Raw genomic sequence first — 24,725 nt, forward strand, 5'->3', positions numbered from 1 at the left:
ATGGATAGGCGGGACGAAGGAATTTAGGGCATGACCCTGGTAGATATGGGAGGTTCGTCGCCATGGTGTAAAGTGGGGGATACTGCTAATAAAGTCTAATGACGCTTTATTTGCTGACCCCATAAACTCCACTAGGGGCATAAAATGCAACCCTTTATCCAGTTCTGTTTCTTTAGTAGTTTTTATAGATGTTAAAAAACTAAGCAATCAAGAGAAATTAGAAGAAAAATTAAGTTACTATAGGGAGGGTGATCTTCTAAGGGATCCTAGGGTTCCATATAGAGGAGCTTTAGCGACGCTTTAATATGCGACATTTCTAAAAAAATGAATTTGTCATCAGTCTGATACAAAAAAATGGCTTATGCCATTTTTTTGTTAGATAATAAGTTATTCGATTGGTATCCAGTAAAAAAGGTTATTACAACATAAATAATTAAAGAAACCACAGATGCTCCTATTTCAACGGGAACGATACCAAATGAGAGTACATTGGTAACACCTAATAGGGCCATAGAGGAACCAACTATCATGGAGCTAAGGGCTGCAAACTTAGTTCCCTTTGACCATAGAAGCCCCATAACAACGGGCACAAAAACACCAGCAGTAAACATTGTGTATGCATAGATTAAAGCAGTTATAATAGAGGGCAAAGACATGGCAACCATCAGTGATAAAAATCCTAAAACAACTGTTGAAAAAACTGTTAAGGCAAGGAGTTTTTTTCCTTCATACTTCACTTTTTTCCCTGTTTTTAAATACAGGTCATTAATCAAATGTGATGACCCTGCACAAAGCAAAGAATCTGCAGTGGACATGACAGCTGCCATTATGGCTGCTAAAACAATTCCACCTACCATCGGTGGGAAAATCTCTGTTACCAAGGTTGGGATAGCTGCCCTAGGATTATCAAGATATGGGAATTTAACTTGGGCTGCCATTCCTGCAATTACTGGGGCTAATGCTATTACAACAAGGAGTGTACCCGACAAAATACCTGATGTCCTAGCAGTTTTTTCATTTTTAGATGAAAATAATCTTTGTAAAAAGTCCTGTCCGATAAGGGTATACATAACTGTGGGTAGTAAAATCCATATTATTGAACTATATCCAATGGAAGAAACACTAAAGTATCCCGGTATTTCCACACTACTTCTTATGGCAGAAAAACCTCCTAATTTAACCAATGACAATATTGAGGCAATAACTATACCACCACCAGCAATTATTACCTGGATGAAATCCGTAACTGTAACTCCCCACATACCGGATATAGCAGTATAAACTATAAAGATACAAGTTACCACTATAGAGCTTATTCGTGGATTAAAACCTAACATTACCATAATCCCTTCAGCAGCCTTTACTTGAGCTGCTAAGATGCCAACTATGGCAACCAATGAAAGAAGGGCAGTTAATATCCTAATTGTTTTACCACCATATCTTTCCTCAAGGTAATCAGAAACTGTTGTCAGTGATAAAGCTCTAAACTTTGAAGCGAATAATAATCCAAGTAAAAGTAGGCCAAGACCCGTTGAAGCACCATACCACACCCCTGAAATACCAGTCAAATATCCAGCCTCTCCACTACCTAGTATAAAACCTCCACCTAGGTGAGTAGCAGCTAAAGTTGCAGTACAAAGGACAACACCCAAAGAACGGCCCGCTAAGAAAAAATCAGTAACATTTTTGATTCTACGTGATAAAAATATACCTATAATTAGCATAAGTCCTAAGTAAACCACCATTATTGTTTGTAAAGTAAGCATAAAAAAACCTCCCTAAATTATATTTACTTTAACATATTAGCACTTTAATTGATTAAAGTAAATACTTCTTGAGAAGTTTTTTTTAGCTATTTTTTTAAGTAATTCAATGCTTTTAATATTGATACAACAGATAGGGAGTGAACTATTTTTTCCGTCTCAATATAGTTATTAAGATAATCCATATCCACCAGTACCACTTCAATATCTTCTGTATCATCTAAGTTTTGATTTGAGGTCTTCATACAGTTTTTTACTAGATAAATATGGCAGTAATTATTCTGAATTGCAGGGTTTGCTGCAACTTTTCCCAATGAGACAAAGTCTCCTTCATAACCTGTTTCTTCTAGGAGCTCCCTTCGGGCAGTGCTTATGGGAGATTCCCCTGGATCTACTACTCCTCCTGGAGTTTCTAGTGTATATTCCTCTAAGCCATGTCTATATTGCTTAACTAGTATTAGTTTATTGTCTGATGTAATGGGAACGATATTTACCCAATTGGGGAAATCAATACAATAGAAATTGTGTTCGCCGAACTTTAGATTGCTACTTTGCTTTTCTGTAAGGGTTATAAATGGATTTTTAAAGATATCAACCCTATTTTTTACCTTCCACGTCATAAAATTCACCTCTACAACATTTTACCATATATTAACTAAGAACTCACTTTTCAAGTTTATTTTTCATATCCTTCAACTGACAATCCTCCCTTAGGCAACCCATTGTATGTTTGATCTCCCAATGGATTAGGATACTTAAACCGCCACGTAAAATTATTATGGCTGCTAGTATCATTACATCATCGAAACTTCTTACAACAATTGTCCTTAATATTTCACCTGCTAAGGCAAATTCCAAGCCTAAGGCCAGGCCTCTAGCTAAGCCCAACCTTAATTTTTCTTCAGGTTTAAAAAGTGAAAACATATAACCAATTAACACGATACAAGAAACGATACCAATTACCACTGCAGCAAAACCTTCAAGCATTATTGATAAAAAGATTATTATTTCATGGATTATATAGCCAAATAGGTCCAAAATAATCCCTCCTTTACACACTATTGTGTGTAAAGGAGGGAAAAAAAATTACTTGTATTTAGCCTTAAATCCAGACCCACCTAGATAATTAAATAATCTGCCCTGAAAAGTATTCCGAACTTCCATTTCTCGCTCTATAGATTCCTTTATTTTCCACCAACTTGTGTTCCAATTACAATTTGCAGACACATCTGCAGGTGCACGACCGATCAATCTTTGTACTGTAATTGATGGGTCTAAATGCTCTAAAAAGGCGATCACTCTTTTTATGTATTCTTCCATGGAAACCAATTCAAACTCACCAGATAAAAATTGATTTTCCATAATTGTGTTTTGAACTATAAACAACGAGTGAAGTTTTACTTGATGGGTTTTAAGGCTAGAAAGGATTTTGGCACTTTCAATGGAGTCAGAGATATTATCCCATGGAAGGTTTAATATCATATGTGTACATATCTCAAAGGGATATTGTTTTATCATCAAGACACAATCGATGTATTCTGCCAAAGTGTGTCCCCTATGGACTTGTTTAAGTGTATGATAATTGACTGTCTGAAGCCCTAGCTCAATGCTTATATCAATTTTATATGTATTTTTAATGTATAATAAATAATCCAAATGTTCATATGTAACACAATCAGGGCGTGTAGATATGGCGATTTGAACAATGTCTTGATCTATAGCATCTTTGATATACTTTTTAAAATATTCCATGGGCATATATGTGTTAGAATAGTTCTGGAAATATGCGATGAATTTATGGGCATTATACTTTTTCTTTATCCTTTCACGAAGATCACTTAACTGAGATTTTACAGAAAGAACTGATTCATTTCTTTCATAACCTGCGCCTCCTTCGTCACAAAAAGTACAACCGCCTGTACCACAAACCCCGTCTCTATTTGGGCAAGTTAGAGGGAGGTTAATTGATAGTTTATATACCTTTTCCCCATATTTTTCTACTAGGTATTTAGAATACTGATTATATAGTTCCAAAATAAATCGCTCCTTACTTAATACAAAATTAACAAGTTTATAATATAATAAAAATAGTATCATATAGTTAAATACATATATTTCATATTTTATATTTTATATTTTTAGTTGATGTTGGTCAAATTGGAGGAGATGAAGTAATGAAGAAAGTCTTGATGGGGATTATTGTGTTAGTTATATTAGTTACGATAATGTTATTTACCTATAATTATTTACTGTCAGAGAAGTTAGTTGAGGAATTTTTACAGGACCTAAGGGAAGGAGCATCCTTTTTTGAGCATCCTCAGCATGAACTTTTAAAGGAGTTGGTTGAGTTAGAAATTGCTCGAGAACTCTATGTTGTTTCTACTAAGAAGGGTTTAAAAGGAACTTCAGCAATTATTGGTCTAAAAAAAGGTGAGTTTGAGTTTACTTTTACAGTTGAAAGAAGCGTTACTGACACTTCCAAAACCATGAATGTTCACGGAATAGATATAGTAAATGGAATTATGATTCAAAAAGATGAAAATGAAGAAAACTATTTATATGTTTTTAAAATAGATGACAATGAAGTGGGTCTACCTTCACCACATGATTTTGAAATAAACTCAGGTGAAGTGAAGAGACTTGTTGTAATAGATGGAAAAATCGCTGCTTTATCCCCCCTAGATTTGGTTACTATTGATAAAGTGATGTTTTTCGATGGACAAAGTATCACAGGTGAGAAGAAAGGTAAATTTATTTTTTCAAAAGATATAATGCGATACGGGGTGGAAGATGGACTGTATATAGGTCAGAAGGATATTGATCTATATCTTAGGAATAATATTGTGGTAGCTTTGGTAACAAGGGAAAAATTTGTACCTGATACAATAAGGGTTTTAATAAATGATACAGGATTTAAAAAAATATATCATGAAGAAATCGTGGTTTCAAGTACAGGTACTATTACAGTAAGTAGTATAGAAGATGGAAGCATCCTTGTGGCTAAAGATACACTAATTAAGGTTAACGTAGATGGAAATTCAACAAAACTGACAATAGGACAAAATGAATACAGTTATAATGGTAGAGTTTATTTAACAAGTGAAGAAAGAATATATTTTGAATCCATAAAAAGAGGAGCAGCTCTAAATTTAAAACCCGGCTATAGAGGAAGTTTTGAGATATATGCCAGTGAAAATAAACTATATCTGATAAACGAAGTAGCTTTAGAACAATATCTTTATGGTGTTGTTCCTAGCGAGATGCCTGTTAGTTTTGGGTTGCAAGCTCTAGAAATTCAGTCTATTGCTGCAAGGACATATGCAGTTAATAATATTTACAGTTCAAGGTTTAGAAATTATTCTGCCCACGTTGTTGACAGTGTTTCAAGTCAAGTTTATAACAACACAGATGAGTACCAAATTACTAATCAAGCTGTTGACAATACAAATGGTAAAATCATTAAATATCTAAATAAAGTTATCGATGCTAAATTTTTCTCCACATCTAGCGGATATACTGCAAAGGCAAATGAAGTATGGGGATTTAGTGATCAATTTCCAGGGCCAGAAATACCATACCTTAAATCTAAGGCACAAGGGCTCATGGGAAGGTACAGTATTAGTAACGAACAGGCATTTGCAGCCTTTATAAAAGATAAAAGTGTTGTTGGCTTCGACAGTGGTTCTCCCTTTTTTAGGTGGGAAATAAAGATTAGCGAAAAACAGTTGAGAAAATCCATAGAAGAAAATCTAAGCAATAGATTTAATGCAGATCCAAACAGTGTACTAACATTAGAAGGTGATGTGTTTAAAATTCTGGAAATTTCAGAGAGCCCCCTTGGAGAGATAAAGGAATTAATTATTGTAAAAAGAGGGGAAGGGGGAAATATCATGGAGCTTGAAATTGTGGCTAAAAATGGTACCTATAGAATTCTCAAAGAATATAATATTCGATTTACTTTAAGGCCTATTTGCCAAGAAATTCCTGTAGAAATCCATAGGAAAGATGGTTCTATCTTATCTAATTATAGTATATTACCAAGTGCCTTTGTTTATTTTGATCAAAAATATGAAGACAATAAGCTTACGGATATAATAATATACGGTGGGGGAAATGGTCATGGTGCAGGAATGAGTCAGTACGGTGTGCAGGGTATGTTAAAAGCGGGATACACTAAAGAGGACATAATTTCCCATTACTATGAAAATACTCAAATTTTTAAACTGTACTAAACAGTAAAGCAGGCTCCTTGAGCCTGCTTTAGTTTTTTCTTATGCTTTTTTTACTTTTTTAAGTTGAGATAATATACGACTAATTTCTTTTTCTCTTTCATCCCTAGTTATATTTACAAAATTCGGGGTAGTGTTACTAAGCCTTGATTTTTTCTTTGGTAATTTTATAGCTAAATTATGACCCAAAATATATCCGTACATTCCTATATTAACTAGTAAAAGTTCCACAGCTACTGTGAAAAGCCCTGCTCCAAGGAGAATAATCACATAACTAAAACCTATAAATGAACCATTAAGACTAGGAATTACCGCCAATATAAACCATAGCCCTATGATAGAGAGCAAAAACCATGGTAGTATCTTATATAGTTTTAGTTTAGAATTGTAATAGGAAAGATCTTTCTTTTTTATTCTTTCATTGCTAAATCTGCCATCTCTTAAACCTACAAAAAACAAACACAAAATAGTTCCCAAAACTGTGAATACTACTAAACCAGTAAAAGTGCTAAATTGTATTAAAATATTCATTGTGGTTATATATCCGGTTTTTAAGATCTCCACTTTTAAACCTCCCCAATAGCTTGTAAATATATTATATAGTAATAAGTCAAATTTGTCTAAATTGTAGTTTAACTATGACGGAATTCTATAGAGAAGTACTAAAATATAATTGAACAAAAACTACTAAAATAACATTAAACAATTTCAATGCATATGGTACAATAAATAAGGGAGGAGGAATCATTAATGAAAATAGCACAATTGCAAGAAGGCATCAAAATTTTAATGGAAGAAAAGGGTTTTGCAAATGGTAAAGATAAGTTCATGGTTAAAGTTGTTTTACTACATACTGAAGTATCAGAGTTGGCAGATGCCATAAAAAAAGGTAGGGAAGAAGACTTTGGGCAAGAACTAGCTGATATAATTATAAGATTATTAAATATGCCCCTTATGTTCCCTGAGTGGGGCGACATCTGGAAAGAAACAACCTTCGAATCTATCCCTGAAGTAAGGTTTCAAGACCCTTGGGAAGCTATGATGAACTTACATAAGGAAATTTCACTTTTGAGGGGAGTTCAAACAGATAAGGTGGGAATATTTAAAATTTTTGCCATGGTTAAAGGCTTAAGTTCTATTATGCAGATAAACCTTTATGCTGAATGTATTAATAAAATGGAAGTTAATTGGGGTAGACCCTTTAGATATGGAACAGTTGATGAAAAAAAATAGAAGTGACTATAAGTGAAGCTCTGAAAAGTCATTTGACCTAACAGGCTGCTCAAAAGCCTTCAGATTAGAGGCACGAAAAAGCCCAAGAACCGCAGCGTATATTTAATACGTGAGGATTTTGGGCTTTTGAAGTAACAAAGAAGATGGAGGTTTTTCAGCGGCCTGATCTAAGTCGCTTCTATTTTTTTATAAGCTTATGTCACCTTTTATATCTGGGATTAATATGTGTATTTGATTCTTCATATCAAAATAACCGTTTTTTAAAACCTCTACTTGTAGCTCTAGTTCATACAAACCTTCATCAAAGTTATGATAATAATCTACAACCCTTTGATAATTTTTTGACCATTCTTCCCAAGAAGTTTCCACCTGTTCAATCTCCTTTGTAGTTATTGATTGTTCCAGATGTGTTGTTTTATAATGCATTTCAGTGGGAAAAAGGGAATAAGCAATAGTTAACTTAAAGCTTTCCTTGATATCCTCAGTTATAAATGGATAGTCCAACCCTTGAACTTCTTCTTTAAAGTTTATAAACTCACGTTTTCTCTCATAATATAACTCCATTAAATCTGTTTCCTTATCAAAATTATCTTCAATTAGAACTTCAACAGCCAAATTATGAAAATCATAAATATCAGCAAGGATATTATATGAAGGATGTAGAAATTTCTCTTGATATTCTTTTGCCAAATTAAGAATTTCTAATTCCTCCTGGTAAGCTATTTGAGCTTTGTTCAACCTTTCTAAAACTAATATTAAACTTTTAGTTTTAACTGAAAGACTACCACTAGTGATTTTACTCTCTATACTCTTATAGAAATCTAAGGCTTCTTTGTATTTAGATTCATCTAAAAGTTTATATCCTTCTTGGAAAAGTATTTGCTCATCTGATGTTACAGGTTGTTCTTCTGGGACATCAACTACGCCAGTAGTAGTGGTGAAAATGGGATAATTAAAGATCAGAAAGCTGATAATAGATAATAGCAGAATTGCAAAAGAATATATAACAGTTTTTTTCATGGTAGCCTCCCTTAGTATGTAATAATTGTATTATAAATTTAGACTAACTTCAACACCTTCCGTGTGATTACAGTCACTGTTCCAAATTTAGGAAAAGTGTAAAATGTAATTAGAAAATAAATTGGAGGTGTTCTTATGAAAGTTAAAGTAAATAAAGACCTATGTATAGGTTGTGGATTATGTGAAGGAATATGCCCTAAAGTGTTTAAAATGAATGAGGAAAATGTTGCCATGGTTTTAGTGGATACTGTGCCTGAGGAAGAAATGGAAAATGTTAAAGAAGCATTGGAATGCTGTCCAGTATCTGCAATTGAATTTAGCGAATAATAAAAATAAAGGAGGGCTTAAAAATGGATTTTTATAGTCGTTTTAGTCAATATTATGATTTGATTTTCCCACCACAAAAAGCTCAAGGAAAATTCTTAAGTAAGTATTATAATGATCATAAATGTGTTTTAGATATAGCCTGTGGCACTGGGAGTTATACCAAAGAAATAGCTAGAAATTCCCATGTTGAGGTCATTGGTATAGATCTTGATTCAGATATGATAATTAAGGCTAGGGAAAAAAGCAAGGATCTAGGAAATATTAGATTTTTGGAACTTAACATGCTAGATATAGATAAATTAGAAAAAAAATTTGACCTGATATACTGTATTGGAAATTCTTTGCCCCATCTAAAACCCTATGAAATAAAAGAAGCCTTAAAAATGATATATAACACCCTCAACTCCAAGGGCAACCTAGTAATCCAAACAGTAAATTATGACAGAAGACCTGAAAAATTGCCAACGATTATAAATGAAGAACATAATATTACATTCACAAGGGATTACTCCTACAGTGGGCAAAGTGTTGAATTTTGCACAGTGCTACAGGGACAAGATTTTAAAGTGGAAGGAAAGGTATCATTATACCCCATTAGAAGCACAGAGTTAATTCAATGGCTAAAGGAAATAGGATTTGTTAATATCCAACTTTTTGGTGATTTTAATGAAGGAGAATATAAACCCACGGAAAGTACTTCTTTAGTGGTTGTAGCTTCAAGATAGTAATTTAAATATTACGCCTTTAACTGTATTTTGTTATATAAAATTCAAATATTTGGGAATGATATGTGTAGACAATCAGATAAAGGCGGGGAAAAAATTGCAAAAAACAAAATATACTATTTCAACTTCAGAACCAGTGGAAGATGTTTTAAATATAGTCCAGAAAAAACTACTTTCAATTAGTGAAAGTGAAAGTAAACATTCCAATTACATCACTCAATACCTGATATTTAGAGGAGGAAAGAGATTAAGACCATTATTGGTAACTCTCTCTTCCTTAGAACAGGCAGATGTGGACGATATAGCAAACATAGGAGCAGCAGCTGAACTTATTCATACAGCTTCTTTAGTACACGATGATATTGTAGACGACTCAAAGCTTCGTCGGGGTGTGCAAACTATAAATAGTAAATGGAACAATAGTGTGGCAGTTTTAGTTGGGGATTTTCTTTTCGCAAAAGCATTTGAAATTCTTGGGCAATACAAAGATAGAAATATAATAGATCAGTATACAGGTGCTATTAGCATGATGAGTATTGGAGAGCTTGAACAACTAAAAAACAGATATAATCATCGAAAGTCAATAAGCCAGTATTATAAAGAAATACGAGGTAAAACAGGGAAGCTTATTTCTGTATGTTGTAAGTCTGGTGCAATGCTAGCTGAAATGCAAGAAACAGACATTGAACAAATCGAAAATTATGGATTAGAGGTTGGGTACGCGTTTCAGATAATAGATGACATGCTTGATATTACTGGAAGCCCATCGAGTTTAGGAAAACCTGTATTTAAAGACCTAGTAGAAGGTAATATAACCCTACCTATGATTCTTTTGTTAGAGCATAGTAACCAGAGAAGCCTTTTAGAAGAAATTATTATTACTAGAGACTTTAGTGATGTGAATATGAAACTGATATACAAAGCCATGGGGGATAATCAAATACCAGAAATTATTTTTGAAATCGCTAAAGAGCATATTGCAAATGCATTAGCATCCTTAGAGAACACAAGTAATTTTTATGGAAAAGATAGATATAAAACCCTCGCTGAATTTGTATTAAAAAGGAAAAAATAGACTCTTCAACTATAAAAGTGACGGCCAAGGCTAGGCCGTCACTTTTATAGTTTGTTTTTTTTTCTAAGTGTGATACATGCTTTATACATGGCTTTTGTATCTGAACCTGCAAAATTCAGTAGATCCATTGCCAGGGACTCAAGATTATCTTGTTTCACTTTGGGATCTGAAAGGTACATGGCAAGAAGGCCTTTGACAACTGTTTCATGGAAGTTGTTATTAGGTAAAGACCTTACTTTTTCTAGGCTATTTTTAATAAAATAACAAAGTCTTTGTTTTAACTGATTTTCAGTTTCATAATAGCTAACAAAGTTTAGATCACCACCAATTTCATCCTCTTTTTTATCTATGAAATAGTCTAAGAGAATATGAAGTCCTGCCACATAAGGGAAATATGCTTCATATACTTTTTTTGCATATTCGCTAGTCAAATCCTTTTTCGCAGCCTCTCTAATTAAGGCAAATGTTGGCAAAGTAGAGCCCGTAGCTGCCGAGAATTCCCACCAATATAATTCGGGGGCTAATGTTGCCTGATGAGAATCTGCCCAACTAATCAATTTATCTTCCCTAACAGTAGGATCTAAATGTTTGAAAACTTGTAGATCTTTATATAGTTCTGTTAACTTAAGTGTATACTGTCTAACTATGGGAAAAGAAGGCAATGTTTCTATGGTATGCTGGCAGTTTTCAACTAAATGGGCTAAATAACCGCCATCACCTTTAAGTGGATAGTTTTCGTAATAGTCAGGGGTAAACTTAGTTGGAGATAGAGCATCCAACATTGATTTATGGAGGATTCTAAAGCCTTCTTCGTCACAAACTCCAGCTCTATCACAAAGGTTATCAAGATAATCACTTATTGTTTGGAATGAAGTTATAAAGGGGAGTACTTTTTTGCAGCCCAATCCATAGACCCCCCCACCTAAGCTATGGAAATCCTTATTTTCGATACTTAGACATGCCTGATTAGTTAACTCAGAATTTGGGCATTGATTCAAATAGTCTTTATATGTTTTTAAGTTCTTTTTAACCTCAGGAAATATGGAGAGAACATAGGGTGTTAACATTAAAAATTTGTAAAAGGATTTTATCATAGCGCTAGCCCTCTTTTAAATTATTATTTTTCAATTAATTTTTAGTTTACCCATAACTTAACAGGGTATGAATTTTATTAATTACAAAAACTATAATGACAAAATTTAAAAGGAGGAATTTATTTAATGGATATGTATAATAAAGATGTAAATCCAAACGTTAATTATAACGATCCTGGTATGCAGCCTGATCACTATATGGTCAAAAGACAGGAGCCTCACACAGTTAAAGGTTCTGGTATAAACTTACCCCATGTAGTTAGAATGGAGATGGCTAAATTATTAGATGAGCATAACTGTGCATTACACGTAGCCATGCATCAATATAATAAACATCATTGGCTAACTGAAGGTCCTGAATCATTTTTATCTTTACATCATCTTTTAGACGAACATGTTGAAAAAACCATTAAGCATATAGATATGATAGGTGAGAGAATCGCAAGACTAGGTGGTATACCTACAGGGCATCCAGTGACACAACACGAGCTTTCTTATATAAAACATGAAGCAGAAGGTAGATATACCATGAGGGATATGTTAAGAAATGATTTAGAGCATGAGATGAAAATGCAAGATATGATGAGAAAGCAAATAGATAGAGCTCATCAACTAAAAGATTTTGGAACTGTGGAAGTTTTAGAAGAGGTGTTATTAACAAGGGAAGATCTAGCATATCACCTTTATAGCGTTTTAGAAGATGACTCCTTAATAAGAGGTCTATCTAGAAACGTAGTTCTAGGCCACAAAATGGATCAAAACAGAAAAGCAGATAACGAATATAGACACTAAAAAAAGGCCCATGCACTTTTACGTATCTAACAGTAAAAGTGCATGGGCTACTCCTATGCTTCTGTAGGATTTGAGTTTGTAAAGGTGCTATATGGAACAAAAAATCATAGGGGTCACCGATATTCTTACAGTTCTATCTGATCAAGGCGTGTTGTCTCTTCACAGTAATTGCAGCTGTAACCGTCAACACTTGAATTAAGCTTAAATTCCGGTGTTACAAACTCAGTTTCAAAGCTTATACAGCGGGGATTTTTACAGTTAATTATACCCTTTACATAATTAGGAAGAGTCATCGCTACTTTTTTTATAACTTTTTCATCTTTTATATAGTTGACTGTTATAGAATTGTCTAAGATCCCGAATAATTCTAGTGGGATTTCAAACAAGTTCTCTATTTTAATTACATCTTTACGTTTTGAATTTCTGCCCTCAATATTTTTCATTAATATCACTGGTTGATCCATGTTGTCTAGGTCAAGTTTTTCGTAAATCCTTATTCCTTTTCCTAAGCTTATATGGTCTATAACTATACCATTTTTTATTTTTAACATTTACCTTCCTCCTTTAATAAGCTATGGATCAATGCCATCCTGATGTATACTCCTAAACGAGCCTGTTCAAAATACCCAGCCCTTGGGTCGTTATCCACATCTGGGTGAATTTCACTTACCCTTGGCAGTGGATGTAATACAAGTAAGTTTTCCTTTGCGTCTGATAACAAATCCCTCTTCAAAAGAAAGCTATCTTTAAGTTTTAAATAATCTTCCTCATTGAAGAAACGTCAGACTGTGTGAGAATTAAACAATAATATATGTCTAAAATGCCTACAAAGTACTGTAAATACAGTACTTTTCCCTTTTTCTGTAGTATAATTAAGTTATAGAATATCGGAGAGGGGATTTTAAATGTCATTTATACAAGGTACAGATAGAAAGCAAAAAACAATGTTTCCTGACTGCATAGAAGATTACATAGGTGAGGATAATCCCGTTAGGGTAATTGATGAATACGTAAAACTGGTCAATATGAGTGCATTCACTAAATCAAAGGAACACCGCAGAGGTGCACCAGGATATCATCCCTCTGTTTTATTGAAGTTATATCTATATGGGTATGTAAATGGCATAAGATCATCTAGAAAGCTAGAAACAGAATCTCACAGGAATATAGAAGTGGTTTGGCTATTACAAAAACTAAAACCTGATTTTAAAACAATAGCTGATTTCAGGAAAGAAAATAAAACTCAGCTAAAACAAGTTTTCAAGGATTTTACTAAGTTGTGTAAGGATCTCAAACTATTAGGCGAGGAATTCATAGCAATAGATGGGACTAAAATTCAAGCTAATAATTCAAAGAAGAATAATTTCTCAAAGAAAAAAATACAAAGACACAAACAATATATCGAAGATAAGGTTAATTCCTATCTAGATTTGTTAGAAAGCAGTGACAAAGACGATTCACCTAAACTTAAGTATACACCTGAAGAAATTCAGCAAAAAATTGAAAAACTCAAGGAGCGTAAAATTAAATTTGAAGAGTTGGAAAAAAAACTACAGGATAGCGAAAGTAATGAAATATCTACAGTTGACGAAGATGCTAGGCTTATGGACAACAAAAACAATGGTGTTACTGTAGCATATAACATACAAACAGCTGTAGACTCTAAGCATAGTATTATAGTGGCATATGATGTTACAAACAATCCCGCAGATCAAGGTAATCTAAATTCACTTGCAGAAAAGGCTAAAGATATATTTGGAAAAAGGAAACTTGAAGTAGCAGCAGATAAAGGCTATTACCAAGCAGACGACCTTATGAAATGTGAGAGAAACGAAACAACAGTCTATTTGCCAAAACAGTCGTATTCTAACGCCACAGGAGACAAAGATTTCTACGGAGATAAATTTACTTATGTGCCTGAAAAAGACTTATATATTTGTCCTTTGGGCCATGAATTACGCAGAATAAACCACAAATCAAAAGAACCAAAAAGAATAAAATATAGAAACTACGATGCCTGTAAAAACTGTGAATCAAAAAGCAAATGCACCACTGCAGCCAAAGGCAGGATAATAAATCGGTCACCTAACCAAGATTTTTTGGATACTATAGATGCTAGAACAGAAGCAAACATGGACAAATACCTACAAAGGCAGATGATTGTTGAGCATCCTTATGGAACCATCAAAAGGACAATGAATGCTGGGTATTTTTTAACAAGAGGGATGGATTCTGTAACTACAGAGACAGCCCTAGTTTTGCTAGCCTATAATTTTAAAAGAGTAATAAATATTATAGGAGTGAAAGAACTACTAAGGATATTAGTAGCTCTTAGACCCACTTTATCATTGTATTTTTATATGTTTAAGTCATATTGCACCAAAAGACAGGAAATTTACGGCTAATCTTTGAGTTTTTAGAGATTAGCCACACAGTCTGACGTTCCTTTTGAATTCTTGTCATGTAGAGAATATCAATGCTATTTAAGTCTCTTAGGCTAGTTTTTACTTTAATTTCACAACCAAGACCTAGGAGCTGATTTGCTAAATATTTAGGAATTTGTAGCTCATTAGGTGATATGAGAGTGAACTTATTATTATCATATCTACTAAGTGCTAGGAGTAGGGAGTGAACAGTTCTGCCATGTTTCAAATCCCCACATAGGGCAATATTTAAATTATCTAACCTTCCAAACTTGGTTTTGATGGTAAACAAATCAGTTAACGTTTGTGTTGGATGTTGATGACCTCCATCTCCACCATTGATTACTGGGACATTTGAACATTGACTGGCCAGTAATGCGGAACCTTCTTTTGGATGCCTCATGACCATGATGTCACAATAGCTTGCCATTACCTTGATTGTGTCTTGCAGGCTCTCACCTTTTGAGGTTGAACTCTGGGCAGAGTCAGAAAAACCCAACACCTGACCACCTAACCTTTGCATAGCACTCTCAAAGCTTAGTCTAGTCCTTGTACTGGGTTCAAAAAACAATGTTCCTAATATATTCCCTTGACAACTCAATGAATATTCCTTAGGTCTCTTTTCCATTTTTGATGCTAACTCAAATAAAAAGTCTAATTCTTGGGTACTTAAATCTAAAGAATGGCATAGGTGTTTAATGTTTAATTGCATAAAAAAATACCTCCTTGTTAGTCTCCCTGGACTATTTTTAAAGGATTAACCTTGAAAGTAGAATAACATTAAAAAATATCAAAGTCAACGGTTGACAAAGAAAAAAAAACAATGTAAAGTATAGGGAAATTAAACCTTTAAATCAGTCCGGGAGACTGAAAAGGAACGAAAGAATGCTCTATGAGCACTCTTATATTTTGCCATGCGAGGTCTCCCAAAAGGAGACCTTTTTTTTACCTTTAATTATGTCCTGTGAGACGAAAAGGAGGAGAGAAATGAGAAAAAAAATTTTACTAAAAGGTGGAAGTATCTATTCAAATGGAAAGTTGATTTTAAGGGATGTTTTGATTGATGGAGAAACTATAAAAGAAGTAGCACAAACCCTCATAGATAGTAAGGCAGAGGTACTAGATCTAAGAGGGAAAATAATTAGTCCAGGATTTTTAGATATGCACTGTCATATTAGAACACCGGGCCAAGAATACAAAGAAGATATAGTTTCAGCAACAAATGCTGCCATAAAAGGTGGTTACACCGCAATTGTAGCCATGGCCAATACCTCTCCGGTTATAGATAACTTAAAAGAGGTAAATAACCTACAAGGTAGGATTAAAAGCCAAGCAGTATGCCATGTACACATACTAGGTGCTGTAACAAAAGGGCTAAAGGGCGAGGAACTTGTAGACTACACCAAAATGCAAGAATATGTGGTTGCATTTTCCGACGATGGTGTGGGTATACAGTCCGAGGGCATTATGGAGAAGGCACTGAAACAATTAAAAGAAGTAGACAAATTGATAATAAGTCATTGTGAGTATGATATGCCTGAAAAAGGTGTGATTAACCAAGGGGAATTCTCTAAGGCTTTAGGAGTAAATGGCATAGACAATAGCTCTGAATGGGCTATGGTTAAAAGGGATTTACAGCTGGCCCAAATGCACGATGCAAGGATTCATATAGCCCATGTTAGTACAAAGGAAAGTGTAAAGATAATCCAAGAAGCTAAAGAAAATGGATTAAAAGTTACAGCAGAGGCATGTCCACACCACTTTCTCTTAACTGACTCTGAGGTGGAAAAATTACAAGCAATTGCAAAAGTAAATCCACCCTTGCGATCTGAGGAGGACCGCCTAGCTGTTCTAAAGGGACTTAAGGAAGGAGTAATTGACTGTATAGCCACAGATCATGCACCACATAGTGAAAAGGAAAAAGGATTATCTCTGTATGAATCACCCTTTGGGATGGTTGGATTAGAAACTGCAGTTAGCTTGTGTTTAGACCTTGTAAAAAAAGAAATTCTTAGCATAGAAAGGGTGATAGAAGCCTTAGGTGTTTTGCCGTACAAAATCTTGAGGTTAGAAGGTGGAGCAATTGAGGTGGGGAAAAAAGCCAATTTAACAGTTGTGGACCTAAACGAAGAATTTTGTATAGATAAAGAGGCTTTTTTGTCAAAGGGAAAGAACACCCCCTTTAATGGCTATAGGGGAAAAGGTGTTGTTAGTATGACCATTGTAAATGGTGTAATCAAATACAAAAAAGGTGGGATCAAATCATGTTTGTAGATAGATTGATAAGTAGTATTAAGAGTAAATCAAATTCCTGCGTGGTAGGTCTAGATCCCACTTTGGAAATGATTCCAGAGCATATTCGCAAAAGACATATAGTAAGGGGTACAAACAAGGAAATAGCAAAGGCTTTTTGGGAATTTAATAAAGGGGTAATAGATGGAGTTTTTGATCTTGCACCTGCCATTAAAGTTCAAGTGGCTTTTTACGAGCTTTTGGGTTTAGACGGTTTAGAAGTTTTTTATAAAACCCTAAACTACTCAAAAGAAAAGGGTCTTATTACAATAGCCGATGTAAAAAGGGGAGATATAGGAAGTACTGCCGACGCATACGCTAAGGCTTACTTGCGAAACTCGGATATTGACAGTATAACTGTCAACCCATACTTCGGTAGTGACGGACTTAATCCATTCATAAAAGAAAGTATAGAAAACGAAAAGGGGTTATTTATACTTGTCAAGACATCTAATCCTTCGTCAGCAGAAATTCAGGATTTAAAGACAGAAACAGGTTTTATATACGAGAAGGTTGCTCAGTTAGTATCTACCCTAGAAGAAAATACCACAGGATTTTCAAATATTGGAACAGTAATAGGTGGGACACACCCCGAACACATAAAAAAACTTAGGAGTAAACTTAAGGGATTTATCCTAGTCCCGGGCTACGGAGCACAAGGGGCAAAAGCTGAAGATATAAGCCATGGGTTCTTAGATGAATCACTAGGAGCTTTAATTTGTTCTTCTAGGAGTATTACAGCAGCCTACAAAAAATACGGTGAAGGTAATAGATATCAAAGGGATGCTCGAAGAGCACTTAGAAATATGATTGATGATATAAATAGACATGCAAAAATAGGAGGCAAGACAAAATGGCAAACTTAGTGATGAAAAATGGAGCTGTTTTTCCTGGGGAGACAACAGGTAATCTAAATAAAATAGTAGGGGAAGTTGTTTTTAATACATCAATAGTTGGATATGAGGAAGTGTTAACAGACCCGTCTTACAAGGGACAAATAGTTGTTTTTACTTATCCATCCATAGGTAACTATGGCTTTGAGATGATTAAGGGTAAAAATATATACCCAAAGGCAATAGTAATTCAAAATAGTTGGGTAAATGAAGATATCTTTGAAGAAATAAACCAATTGCCTATTGTTATAATAAGGGGTGTAGATACAAGAAAAATAGCTGAGCTAATTAGAGACGAAGGTACAATGCTAGGTGCTATTATAAAAAGCAATAAATTTGAAGAAACCGTTAAATATCTCAACACAACTACTATTTGTAATCCTGTAGCACAGGTTACATGTGAGAGTAAATATACAATCAAACCAAATATAAAAAAAGTGGCAGTGTTAGACTTTGGAATAAAGGAAGGTATCCTTAATCATTTGATTAAAAGAAATCTTAACCTTGAAGTCTTTCCTGCCTTTTCTAATGCCAAGGAAATCTTAGACTCAGATCCTGATGGGATATTACTATCCAATGGCCCTGGAGACCCTAGAGAACTCCAGTCAGTAATCGATACAATTAAAGAGTTAATTGGAAAAGTTCCAATCATGGGTATATGCTTAGGACATCAACTATTGTCCCTTAGTTTAGGATGTGAAGTTGAAAAAATGAAATATGGTCATAGGGGTGGTAATCATGGTGTTAAAGACTTAAAGCTAGATAAAACTTTCATAACTGCACAAAATCATGGATACGTGGTTAAAAAAGAGAGTGTTCTAGAAAACGACCAGCTAGAAATATCCCACATAAATATAAACGACGGCAGTATTGAAGGAATATGCCATAAAAAGCTACCAGTCCTTTCCATACAGTTCCACCCTGAAGGGTCGCCAGGAACACAAGAGACGGAGTATCTTTTCCAAAAATTTATAAATTTACTATAGGGGGCAAAAATAATGCTAAATGTTGAAGGAAAAAAGGTGTTAGTACTAGGTTCAGGTCCAATTGTTATAGGTCAAGGTGCAGAATTTGACTATGGTGGAAGTCAAGGGTGTAAAGTGTTAAAAGAAAATAAAGCCCATGTAGTATTAGTCAATAATAATCCAGCTACTGTAATGACAGATAGTGATATGGCAGACAAGATTTACTTTGAATATACAGATCCTAAAACCGTAAAAAAGATTATAAAAAAGGAAAAACCTGAATATGTATTAGCTTCCCTAGGTGGGCAATCAGGTTTAAATACAGTAACAGAGCTATGGGATGAGGGATTTTTACAAAAACATAAAGTAACTCTTTTAGGCTCTAATATTGACACCATAAAAAAAGGTGAAGATAGGTTTTTATTTAAAGAGCTGATGGATAAGGTAGATGTACCCACCATTGATGGAAAGACTGTTCAAGAAATCCAAGAAGGGCTAAAAGTAGCTGAGGAATTTGGGTATCCCGTTGTAGTACGCCCTGCATACACATTAGGTGGAAAAGGTGGGGGGGTGGCTGAAAACCCCAACCAATTAAAAAGTATTCTGAAAGACGGGCTGGCAAGTAGTTTTCGAAATCAGGTTCTAATTGAAAAAAGTATATCTGGATACAGAGAAATTGAATTCGAAGTTGTTAGGGATCGAGTAGGTAACAAACTGACCGTTTGCAGTATGGAAAACTTTGACCCTGTAGGTGTGCATACTGGGGATAGTATAGTGGTAGCTCCATGTCAAACCCTTAATGATAAAGAATACCAGTACATGCGATTTAAAGCACTGGAGATTATTGAAGAAATGAAAATAGTAGGTGCATGTAATATTCAATTTGCAGTAAGTCCCGAAGGAGAGGATTTCCACTATTATATCATTGAAGTAAATCCAAGGGTGAGCCGATCTAGTGCATTAGCTTCAAAAGCTACGGGCTACCCAATTGCTAAATTCGCAACACTTTTAGCCCTTGATTACAGGTTAGATGAGATAACTAATTTTATAACTAAAAAAACAAGTGGATTCTTTGAACCAGTTTTAGATTATTTAGTTGTGAAAATACCCCGCTGGCCTTTTGATAAATTTGATGAAGGTTGTAGGTCTTTGGGTACTAAAATGAAAGCAACAGGTGAAGTGATGTCCATAGACAAAAACTTTGCAGCTGGGCTGTTGAAGGGGATACGGGGCTTAGAGTTAGGTTATGAGCACATACTGATAGACAAGTATAAGGATATACCAATAGAAGATCTTATGGAGCAACTAAGTAAACCTGACGACCTTAGGATTTTTAAAATAGCCCAGTGCCTAAAAAGGGGGATAACAGTAGAGCAAATAAGAAAAATAACAAAAATACACACATATTTCCTTAAAATACTGAGCTCTATAATTACAGTAGATATGGATTTACAAAAAACAAAATTAAACCATTTAACTAAAAAACAGATACTAAAGGCAAAGATTATGGGTTTTGGTGATAAGTACTTATCACAACTTTATAAAATGGACTTAATAAAATGGATGAACTACCGAGCAAAGGATTTGGGTATTACACCCTACTTCGGAGTTGTTGACACCTGCGGTGGTGAGTTCTTAGCAAATACACCTTATTATTACAACACTTACTCCAAAACCTTTGAAGACTTGAAAAATAGTTTAGAAAACAATGTATTAGTAATTGGATCAGGACCAATAAGAATAGGTCAAGGGGTAGAATTTGATTACTGTACTGTACGGGGAATAAAAGCACTGCAAGAACTTGGCTATAATGCAATAATTCTTAACAACAACCCCGAAACCGTAAGTACCGACTTTGATGTTGCAGATCTTCTTCTTTTTGAATCCATAACAGAGGAGGAAGTTTACAATATCACTAAGCTTGTAGGTGTATCAGGAGCTATCCTACAGTTAGGTGGTCAAACTGCTATTAAACTAGGAAGTTTCCTGGAAAACTTAGATGTAAACATCCTTGGCACCAGTTTCAACAGTATTGATTTTTTAGAAGATAGGGATAAATTCTATCAGATTCTTACAGAAATTGGTGTAAATAAAACTGAAGGTAAATTTATAAGTAATTGGGAAGTGGATAAAAATAGCATAGCAGAAGGGGAGCTACCCATGATTGTAAGACCATCATATGTCCTAGGTGGTCAAGGGATGGAAGTAGTTTGGACCTTAGAAGAGCTTAAAAGGTACATTAACAAAGCTGAAAATACAGGTACAACACCAGTTTTGGTTGAGAGATTTTTAACTGGAACAGAGGTTGAAGTAGACGCCATAGCAGATGGTAAGGATATTACAATAATAGGGATTATGGAACACGTAGAGCGAGCGGGAATTCACTCAGGTGATAGTATAGGGGTATATCCAGCTCGGAATATAAACAAGGATATAAAAAATAGCCTTTATAATATAACCCAAAAGATAGTGGAAAAATTACAAATTAGAGGCTTAATTAACCTACAATACTGCATATCTGATGGCGAAATATACTGCTTAGAAGCAAACCCTAGGGCAAGTAGAACAATACCTTTCCTATCAAAAGCTTTAGGGATGGATGTTGTAAATAAGGCGGTGAATCTAATGCTTGGAAAGACCATAAGTGACATAGATATGCAGTCAGGAATTTTAGAGGAACCCTTGAAAACTTATATAAAAGCCCCCATATTCAGTATGGATAAACTAAAGGATGTGGAGACTGCACTAAGCCCTGAGATGAAATCCACAGGTGAGATAATGGTTGTAGGTAATACATTAGAAGAAGGGTTTAGTAAATTATTTGGGAAAGTAAAAAAGAAAACAGTGCTTTTTGCCCTAGCCGATAAAGAAAAAAATACAAAACTACCACTAAACTTGGTGGAAGAGTTTATTAAACTAAACTATGATGTATACGCAACAGGAAATACTGCAATCTATTTATCCAACACAGGATTGAAGATAAATGTGGTTGGAAAAAATGCGATCTTAGAAAATCTAAATGAAATAGGAATAGTAGTTAATACACCTACAAAAGGTAAAATTCTTGATACCTTTGGTTTCAAACTTAGAAGAATAGCAACAGAGCTTGGATTACTATGTTTCACATCACTAGACACAGCAAAGGTGTTCCTAGAAGGGGAAAAAAATAATAATACAGAAGTATATTGTTGGGAAGGGGAAAAAAAATGGAGTTAAAAGGCCTAGTAAAGAGTAATGAGTTTCTAACTAGTCAAAGGGATGTGTTTCAACTAAGAATAGAACTGAATAGGGAATTTGAGTTTAAGCCAGGTCAATTCATAAATGTATATTGCCCAAACAAGGTACTTCCTAGGCCCATAAGTATAGCTGATAAAGAAGGCAACATAATTACATTGCTTGTAAGGATTGTGGGAGAAGGAACGGATTTCTTAAGCAAAACAAAGATAGGGGATAGAGTTAAGGTTATCGGTCCGCTAGGTAAGGGATTTAACACAAGTCATGGAATGGACAAAAAAGTTGCGATAATTGGTGGGGGGATTGGGGTTGCGCCATTATTGGGATTAAGAAAAGCAAATTTTAAAGATGCTAAGTATTACCTCGGCTTTAATAGTGAAGGAATCTTAGTAGAGGAATTTAAAAAGGTATATCCAACAACTATAACATACCTAACAGAAGACACAACCGTACTAGAAGCTTTCGAAGAAAGCTTGAAAACTGAAGTTTACAATTTCGTATATGCATGTGGACCAGAAGGGATGTTAAAAAAACTCCAAGATATATTGCAGAAAAATAAAATACCAGGGGAATTATCCGTTGAAAAGAAAATGGCGTGTGGTGTTGGTGGATGCTTAATATGTACTTGTGAAACTACAAAAGGTAAGAAGAGAGTTTGTAAAGAAGGTCCTGTTTTTGACAGTCAGGAGGTGCTTTTCAGTGAATAAACTGCATACAGAAGTTTTCGGTATTACACTTAAAAACCCCATCACTGTTGGCTCTGGGACCTACGGTTTTGGGGAAAACTACAAAGAATTTTATAGTCCAACGGAACTAGGTGCAATAACAGTTAAGGGAATGACAATGCTTCCTCGGGAAGGGAACAGTGGAACAAGGGGGGCAGAGACTCCCGGTGGGATGTTAAACTGTGTTGGTCTTCAAAACCCAGGAATTGATGTATTTATAAAAGATTATTTACCAAAGCTCAAAAACGAGGGAAATATAGTTTTTGCAAACATAGCTGGAAAAGATATTGAAGAATTCGTGGAAATGGCAATTAAACTTGAAAATAGCCAAGTGGATTTAATTGAGCTGAATCTTTCCTGCCCAAATGTTAAAGAAGGTGGAATAGCCTTCGGAACATCTGGGGAGATGGTTGGATTGATTACTAGAAAAGTAAAAGAGGTAACTGGGAAACCTGTGGTGGTAAAACTTACGCCAAATGTTACTGATATTGTTTCCATTGCAGTGGCAGCGGAACAAAATGGAGCAGATGGTCTGACACTGATCAATACCCTTTTAGGTATGGCCATTGATGTGGATACAGGTAACCCTATCTTAGGAAATGTCTTTGGAGGTTTATCAGGACCTGCAATCAAACCCGTTGCATTAAAAATGGTATACCAAGTTTACAAGCATGTAAAGATACCCATAATAGGTATGGGTGGAATAGTTAATGAAAGGGATGCTTTGGAGTTTTTCATGGCAGGTGCTTCCATGATAGGTGTAGGTACAGGGAACTTTATTGATCCTATGTGTCCTTTAAAAATAAAGGAAGGTCTAGAGAGATACCTAGATATAAAAGGTATTGGAAAAATAACAGAAATAGTCGGCTTAGCTCACAGAGGGGGTTTAACTGATGGAAAATAGGATTAAAGAGATACTAACTGAAAGTGGTGTACTTCAAAGCGGGCATTTTGTACTAACATCTGGTAAACATAGTGAAGAGTATATGCAATGTGCAAAGGTATTCCAATATCCTCACTTTACTAAGGAACTATCAGAGATGATAGCAGCTAAATTTAAAAATAGTGAAGTAGATATGGTGATTGGACCAGCAGTAGGTGGGATAATCCTATCATATCAAGTGGCAGAATCCTTAGGTGTCATGAATGTATTCGCAGAAAGGGAACAGGGTAAAATGACATTAAGGAGAGGCTTTGGAATCAAAGAGGGGCAGCGTATTTTAGTTGTGGAAGATGTGGTGACAACTGGTGGTTCAGTAAAAGAAGTTATAAATTTAGTGAAATCTCGGGGAGCTATAGTGGTGGGTGTTGCTTGCTTAGTTGATAGGAGTTCTAACAATAAAGTTTTTGAAGAGGAATTATATGGTCTTTATCATGTCAACATCACAACATATGAATCAGATAGCTGTCCATTATGTGTTAAAGGATTGCCAATTACTAAACCAGGTAGTAGAAACTTAGTTGAAAAGGAGAGCTATTATGAAAGAAATAGAAAGTTTTAAGCTGGATCATACCCAGGTAATCGCACCCTATATACGTCATGCGGGGCGTCTAAAAGGTCCAGTGGGTGACGTAGTATGTAAGTATGATATACGTTTGATCCAACCAAATGTAGGGGCGATTCCCACATCATCCCTTCATACACTAGAACACCTTTTTGCAGTATATAGTAGGGACTATCTTGAAGAGGAAATAATAGATATATCTCCTATGGGTTGTAGGACGGGCTTTTATCTCATAATATTTGGAGAAAAAGATGTCGTAGAGATTCAAAGAATCGTTATAGAAATTTTAAAACGTATAATAGATACTGATAAAATACCTGCCACAACGGCTAAGGAATGTGGAAACTATAGGGATCACTCCTTATTTGGTGCTAAAGAATATGCAAGGGAAGTTTTAGAGAAATATCAAGGTAAGAAAGTATAAATAAAG

Annotated in this window: 23 protein-coding genes and 2 pseudogenes; 15 read left to right on the forward strand and 10 right to left on the reverse strand. The window is 34.8% G+C overall.

Translation table 11 applies throughout. The annotated features are described in order from the left end of the window. Window positions 1-359: 359 nt before the first annotated feature. The 4 genes from HYG86_RS16465 to mnmL form a co-directional block, all read right to left on the reverse strand. Window positions 360-1,766 (reverse strand): sodium:solute symporter family protein, encoded by a 1,407-nt coding sequence (locus tag HYG86_RS16465; protein ID WP_213166645.1) that lies wholly within the window; start codon window positions 1,764-1,766, stop codon window positions 360-362. Window positions 1,767-1,852: 86 nt separating this feature from the next. Further along, entirely contained in the window at window positions 1,853-2,383 is a 531-nt protein-coding gene (locus HYG86_RS16470) for an NUDIX hydrolase (RefSeq protein ID WP_213166646.1), read from the reverse strand. Between the two features lie 43 nt (window positions 2,384-2,426). Further along, on the reverse strand, window positions 2,427-2,801 hold the full coding sequence (locus HYG86_RS16475; RefSeq protein ID WP_246451834.1) for a DUF1622 domain-containing protein: 375 nt from the start codon (window positions 2,799-2,801) through the stop codon (window positions 2,427-2,429). A 48-nt stretch (window positions 2,802-2,849) separates the two neighbouring features. Further along, window positions 2,850-3,797 (reverse strand): tRNA modification radical SAM protein MnmL/YtqA, encoded by a 948-nt coding sequence (gene mnmL, locus HYG86_RS16480; protein WP_246451835.1) that lies wholly within the window; start codon window positions 3,795-3,797, stop codon window positions 2,850-2,852. A 140-nt stretch (window positions 3,798-3,937) separates the two neighbouring features. Between mnmL and HYG86_RS16485 the strand changes: the two genes are divergently transcribed. Continuing rightward, window positions 3,938-5,995 (forward strand): SpoIID/LytB domain-containing protein, encoded by a 2,058-nt coding sequence (locus tag HYG86_RS16485; RefSeq protein WP_213166648.1) that lies wholly within the window; start codon window positions 3,938-3,940, stop codon window positions 5,993-5,995. 39 nt (window positions 5,996-6,034) lie between these two features. On the opposite strand, the gene HYG86_RS16490 is transcribed toward HYG86_RS16485, so the two are convergent. Continuing rightward, window positions 6,035-6,556, reverse strand: a complete 522-nt coding sequence (locus HYG86_RS16490; RefSeq protein WP_213166649.1) for a hypothetical protein — start codon at window positions 6,554-6,556, stop codon at window positions 6,035-6,037. Window positions 6,557-6,742: 186 nt separating this feature from the next. Here HYG86_RS16490 and HYG86_RS16495 point away from each other — a divergent pair, with 186 nt between their 5' ends. Beyond that, complete coding sequence (locus HYG86_RS16495) at window positions 6,743-7,225, forward strand: MazG nucleotide pyrophosphohydrolase domain-containing protein (protein WP_213166650.1); 483 nt, start codon at window positions 6,743-6,745, stop codon at window positions 7,223-7,225. 186 nt (window positions 7,226-7,411) lie between these two features. Here the strand turns inward: HYG86_RS16495 and HYG86_RS16500 are convergent, their stop codons facing one another. Beyond that, the gene (locus tag HYG86_RS16500) at window positions 7,412-8,245 is read right to left on the reverse strand and encodes a hypothetical protein (RefSeq protein ID WP_213166651.1); all 834 of its coding nucleotides are present in this window, start codon (window positions 8,243-8,245) and stop codon (window positions 7,412-7,414) included. 135 nt (window positions 8,246-8,380) lie between these two features. Here HYG86_RS16500 and HYG86_RS16505 point away from each other — a divergent pair, with 135 nt between their 5' ends. The 3 genes from HYG86_RS16505 to HYG86_RS16515 all read left to right on the forward strand — a co-directional run bounded on the left by HYG86_RS16505 (window position 8,381) and on the right by HYG86_RS16515 (window position 10,372). After that, entirely contained in the window at window positions 8,381-8,572 is a 192-nt protein-coding gene (locus HYG86_RS16505; protein ID WP_213166652.1) for a ferredoxin, read from the forward strand. Window positions 8,573-8,595: 23 nt separating this feature from the next. Continuing rightward, window positions 8,596-9,297, forward strand: a complete 702-nt coding sequence (locus tag HYG86_RS16510; protein WP_213166653.1) for a class I SAM-dependent methyltransferase — start codon at window positions 8,596-8,598, stop codon at window positions 9,295-9,297. A gap of 97 nt (window positions 9,298-9,394) precedes the next feature. Further along, window positions 9,395-10,372: a polyprenyl synthetase family protein gene (locus HYG86_RS16515; RefSeq protein ID WP_213166654.1), complete on the forward strand. Its 978-nt coding sequence runs from the start codon at window positions 9,395-9,397 to the stop codon at window positions 10,370-10,372. A gap of 44 nt (window positions 10,373-10,416) precedes the next feature. Here the strand turns inward: HYG86_RS16515 and HYG86_RS16520 are convergent, their stop codons facing one another. Further along, on the reverse strand, window positions 10,417-11,466 hold the full coding sequence (locus tag HYG86_RS16520; protein WP_213166655.1) for a tetraprenyl-beta-curcumene synthase family protein: 1,050 nt from the start codon (window positions 11,464-11,466) through the stop codon (window positions 10,417-10,419). Window positions 11,467-11,592: 126 nt separating this feature from the next. On the opposite strand from HYG86_RS16520, the gene HYG86_RS16525 reads away from it, so the two are divergent. Next, window positions 11,593-12,258, forward strand: coding sequence for a Dps family protein (locus tag HYG86_RS16525; protein ID WP_246451836.1), 666 nt, complete (start codon window positions 11,593-11,595; stop codon window positions 12,256-12,258). Between the two features lie 125 nt (window positions 12,259-12,383). Here the strand turns inward: HYG86_RS16525 and HYG86_RS16530 are convergent, their stop codons facing one another. Both HYG86_RS16530 and HYG86_RS16535 read right to left on the reverse strand, forming a co-directional pair. Further along, window positions 12,384-12,809, reverse strand: a complete 426-nt coding sequence (locus tag HYG86_RS16530) for an aspartate carbamoyltransferase regulatory subunit (protein WP_213166656.1) — start codon at window positions 12,807-12,809, stop codon at window positions 12,384-12,386. Continuing rightward, window positions 12,803-13,015: pseudogene (locus HYG86_RS16535) on the reverse strand (aspartate carbamoyltransferase); the annotation flags it as partial. The gene HYG86_RS16530 and the pseudogene HYG86_RS16535, both read right to left, overlap by 7 nt. Before the next feature lie 148 nt (window positions 13,016-13,163). Here HYG86_RS16535 and HYG86_RS16540 point away from each other — a divergent pair. Continuing rightward, entirely contained in the window at window positions 13,164-14,663 is a 1,500-nt protein-coding gene (locus tag HYG86_RS16540) for an IS1182 family transposase (RefSeq protein ID WP_213165665.1), read from the forward strand. Window positions 14,664-14,697: 34 nt separating this feature from the next. Here HYG86_RS16540 and pyrB read toward each other — a convergent pair. Continuing rightward, window positions 14,698-15,393: pseudogene (gene pyrB, locus HYG86_RS16545) on the reverse strand (aspartate carbamoyltransferase); the annotation flags it as partial. A 275-nt stretch (window positions 15,394-15,668) separates the two neighbouring features. Here pyrB and HYG86_RS16550 point away from each other — a divergent pair. Genes HYG86_RS16550 through HYG86_RS16585 form a run of 8 tightly spaced genes read left to right on the forward strand, consistent with a single transcriptional unit; the run spans window position 15,669 to window position 24,719 of the window. After that, window positions 15,669-16,955, forward strand: coding sequence for a dihydroorotase (locus tag HYG86_RS16550; RefSeq protein WP_213166659.1), 1,287 nt, complete (start codon window positions 15,669-15,671; stop codon window positions 16,953-16,955). After that, window positions 16,946-17,839 (forward strand): orotidine-5'-phosphate decarboxylase, encoded by an 894-nt coding sequence (pyrF, locus tag HYG86_RS16555; protein WP_213166660.1) that lies wholly within the window; start codon window positions 16,946-16,948, stop codon window positions 17,837-17,839. The genes HYG86_RS16550 and pyrF overlap by 10 nt, the downstream gene beginning before the upstream one ends. After that, window positions 17,827-18,852, forward strand: a complete 1,026-nt coding sequence (locus HYG86_RS16560; RefSeq protein ID WP_213166661.1) for a carbamoyl phosphate synthase small subunit — start codon at window positions 17,827-17,829, stop codon at window positions 18,850-18,852. Before pyrF ends, HYG86_RS16560 begins: the two co-directional genes overlap by 13 nt. A gap of 12 nt (window positions 18,853-18,864) precedes the next feature. Then, window positions 18,865-22,047 (forward strand): carbamoyl-phosphate synthase (glutamine-hydrolyzing) large subunit, encoded by a 3,183-nt coding sequence (gene carB / locus HYG86_RS16565; RefSeq protein WP_213166662.1) that lies wholly within the window; start codon window positions 18,865-18,867, stop codon window positions 22,045-22,047. Then, complete coding sequence (locus tag HYG86_RS16570; RefSeq protein ID WP_213166663.1) at window positions 22,038-22,772, forward strand: dihydroorotate dehydrogenase electron transfer subunit; 735 nt, start codon at window positions 22,038-22,040, stop codon at window positions 22,770-22,772. Before carB ends, HYG86_RS16570 begins: the two co-directional genes overlap by 10 nt. Further along, the gene (locus tag HYG86_RS16575; RefSeq protein ID WP_213166664.1) at window positions 22,765-23,694 is read left to right on the forward strand and encodes a dihydroorotate dehydrogenase; all 930 of its coding nucleotides are present in this window, start codon (window positions 22,765-22,767) and stop codon (window positions 23,692-23,694) included. The genes HYG86_RS16570 and HYG86_RS16575 overlap by 8 nt, the downstream gene beginning before the upstream one ends. Continuing rightward, window positions 23,684-24,292: an orotate phosphoribosyltransferase gene (gene pyrE / locus HYG86_RS16580; RefSeq protein ID WP_213166665.1), complete on the forward strand. Its 609-nt coding sequence runs from the start codon at window positions 23,684-23,686 to the stop codon at window positions 24,290-24,292. The genes HYG86_RS16575 and pyrE overlap by 11 nt, the downstream gene beginning before the upstream one ends. After that, window positions 24,270-24,719: an S-ribosylhomocysteine lyase gene (locus HYG86_RS16585; RefSeq protein WP_213166666.1), complete on the forward strand. Its 450-nt coding sequence runs from the start codon at window positions 24,270-24,272 to the stop codon at window positions 24,717-24,719. The genes pyrE and HYG86_RS16585 overlap by 23 nt, the downstream gene beginning before the upstream one ends. Window positions 24,720-24,725: the final 6 nt, after the last annotated feature.

This window comes from Alkalicella caledoniensis (assembly GCF_014467015.1).
GTDB classification, from domain to species: domain Bacteria; phylum Bacillota; class Proteinivoracia; order Proteinivoracales; family Proteinivoracaceae; genus Alkalicella; species Alkalicella caledoniensis.

Coding starts and splice junctions, on each gene's coding strand:
- HYG86_RS16540 (WP_213165665.1), top strand. CDS start 13,164: ATGTCATTTATACAAGGTACAGATAGAAAGCAAAAAACAATGTTTCCT.
- HYG86_RS16500 (WP_213166651.1), bottom strand. CDS start 8,245: ATGAAAAAAACTGTTATATATTCTTTTGCAATTCTGCTATTATCTATT.
- HYG86_RS16585 (WP_213166666.1), top strand. CDS start 24,270: ATGAAAGAAATAGAAAGTTTTAAGCTGGATCATACCCAGGTAATCGCA.
- HYG86_RS16465 (WP_213166645.1), bottom strand. CDS start 1,766: ATGCTTACTTTACAAACAATAATGGTGGTTTACTTAGGACTTATGCTA.
- HYG86_RS16485 (WP_213166648.1), top strand. CDS start 3,938: ATGAAGAAAGTCTTGATGGGGATTATTGTGTTAGTTATATTAGTTACG.
- HYG86_RS16505 (WP_213166652.1), top strand. CDS start 8,381: ATGAAAGTTAAAGTAAATAAAGACCTATGTATAGGTTGTGGATTATGT.
- HYG86_RS16570 (WP_213166663.1), top strand. CDS start 22,038: ATGGAGTTAAAAGGCCTAGTAAAGAGTAATGAGTTTCTAACTAGTCAA.
- HYG86_RS16520 (WP_213166655.1), bottom strand. CDS start 11,466: ATGATAAAATCCTTTTACAAATTTTTAATGTTAACACCCTATGTTCTC.
- HYG86_RS16530 (WP_213166656.1), bottom strand. CDS start 12,809: ATGTTAAAAATAAAAAATGGTATAGTTATAGACCATATAAGCTTAGGA.
- carB (WP_213166662.1), top strand. CDS start 18,865: ATGCTAAATGTTGAAGGAAAAAAGGTGTTAGTACTAGGTTCAGGTCCA.
- HYG86_RS16495 (WP_213166650.1), top strand. CDS start 6,743: ATGAAAATAGCACAATTGCAAGAAGGCATCAAAATTTTAATGGAAGAA.
- HYG86_RS16525 (WP_246451836.1), top strand. CDS start 11,593: ATGGATATGTATAATAAAGATGTAAATCCAAACGTTAATTATAACGAT.
- HYG86_RS16560 (WP_213166661.1), top strand. CDS start 17,827: ATGGCAAACTTAGTGATGAAAAATGGAGCTGTTTTTCCTGGGGAGACA.
- HYG86_RS16470 (WP_213166646.1), bottom strand. CDS start 2,383: ATGACGTGGAAGGTAAAAAATAGGGTTGATATCTTTAAAAATCCATTT.
- pyrE (WP_213166665.1), top strand. CDS start 23,684: ATGGAAAATAGGATTAAAGAGATACTAACTGAAAGTGGTGTACTTCAA.
- HYG86_RS16510 (WP_213166653.1), top strand. CDS start 8,596: ATGGATTTTTATAGTCGTTTTAGTCAATATTATGATTTGATTTTCCCA.
- HYG86_RS16550 (WP_213166659.1), top strand. CDS start 15,669: ATGAGAAAAAAAATTTTACTAAAAGGTGGAAGTATCTATTCAAATGGA.
- pyrF (WP_213166660.1), top strand. CDS start 16,946: ATGTTTGTAGATAGATTGATAAGTAGTATTAAGAGTAAATCAAATTCC.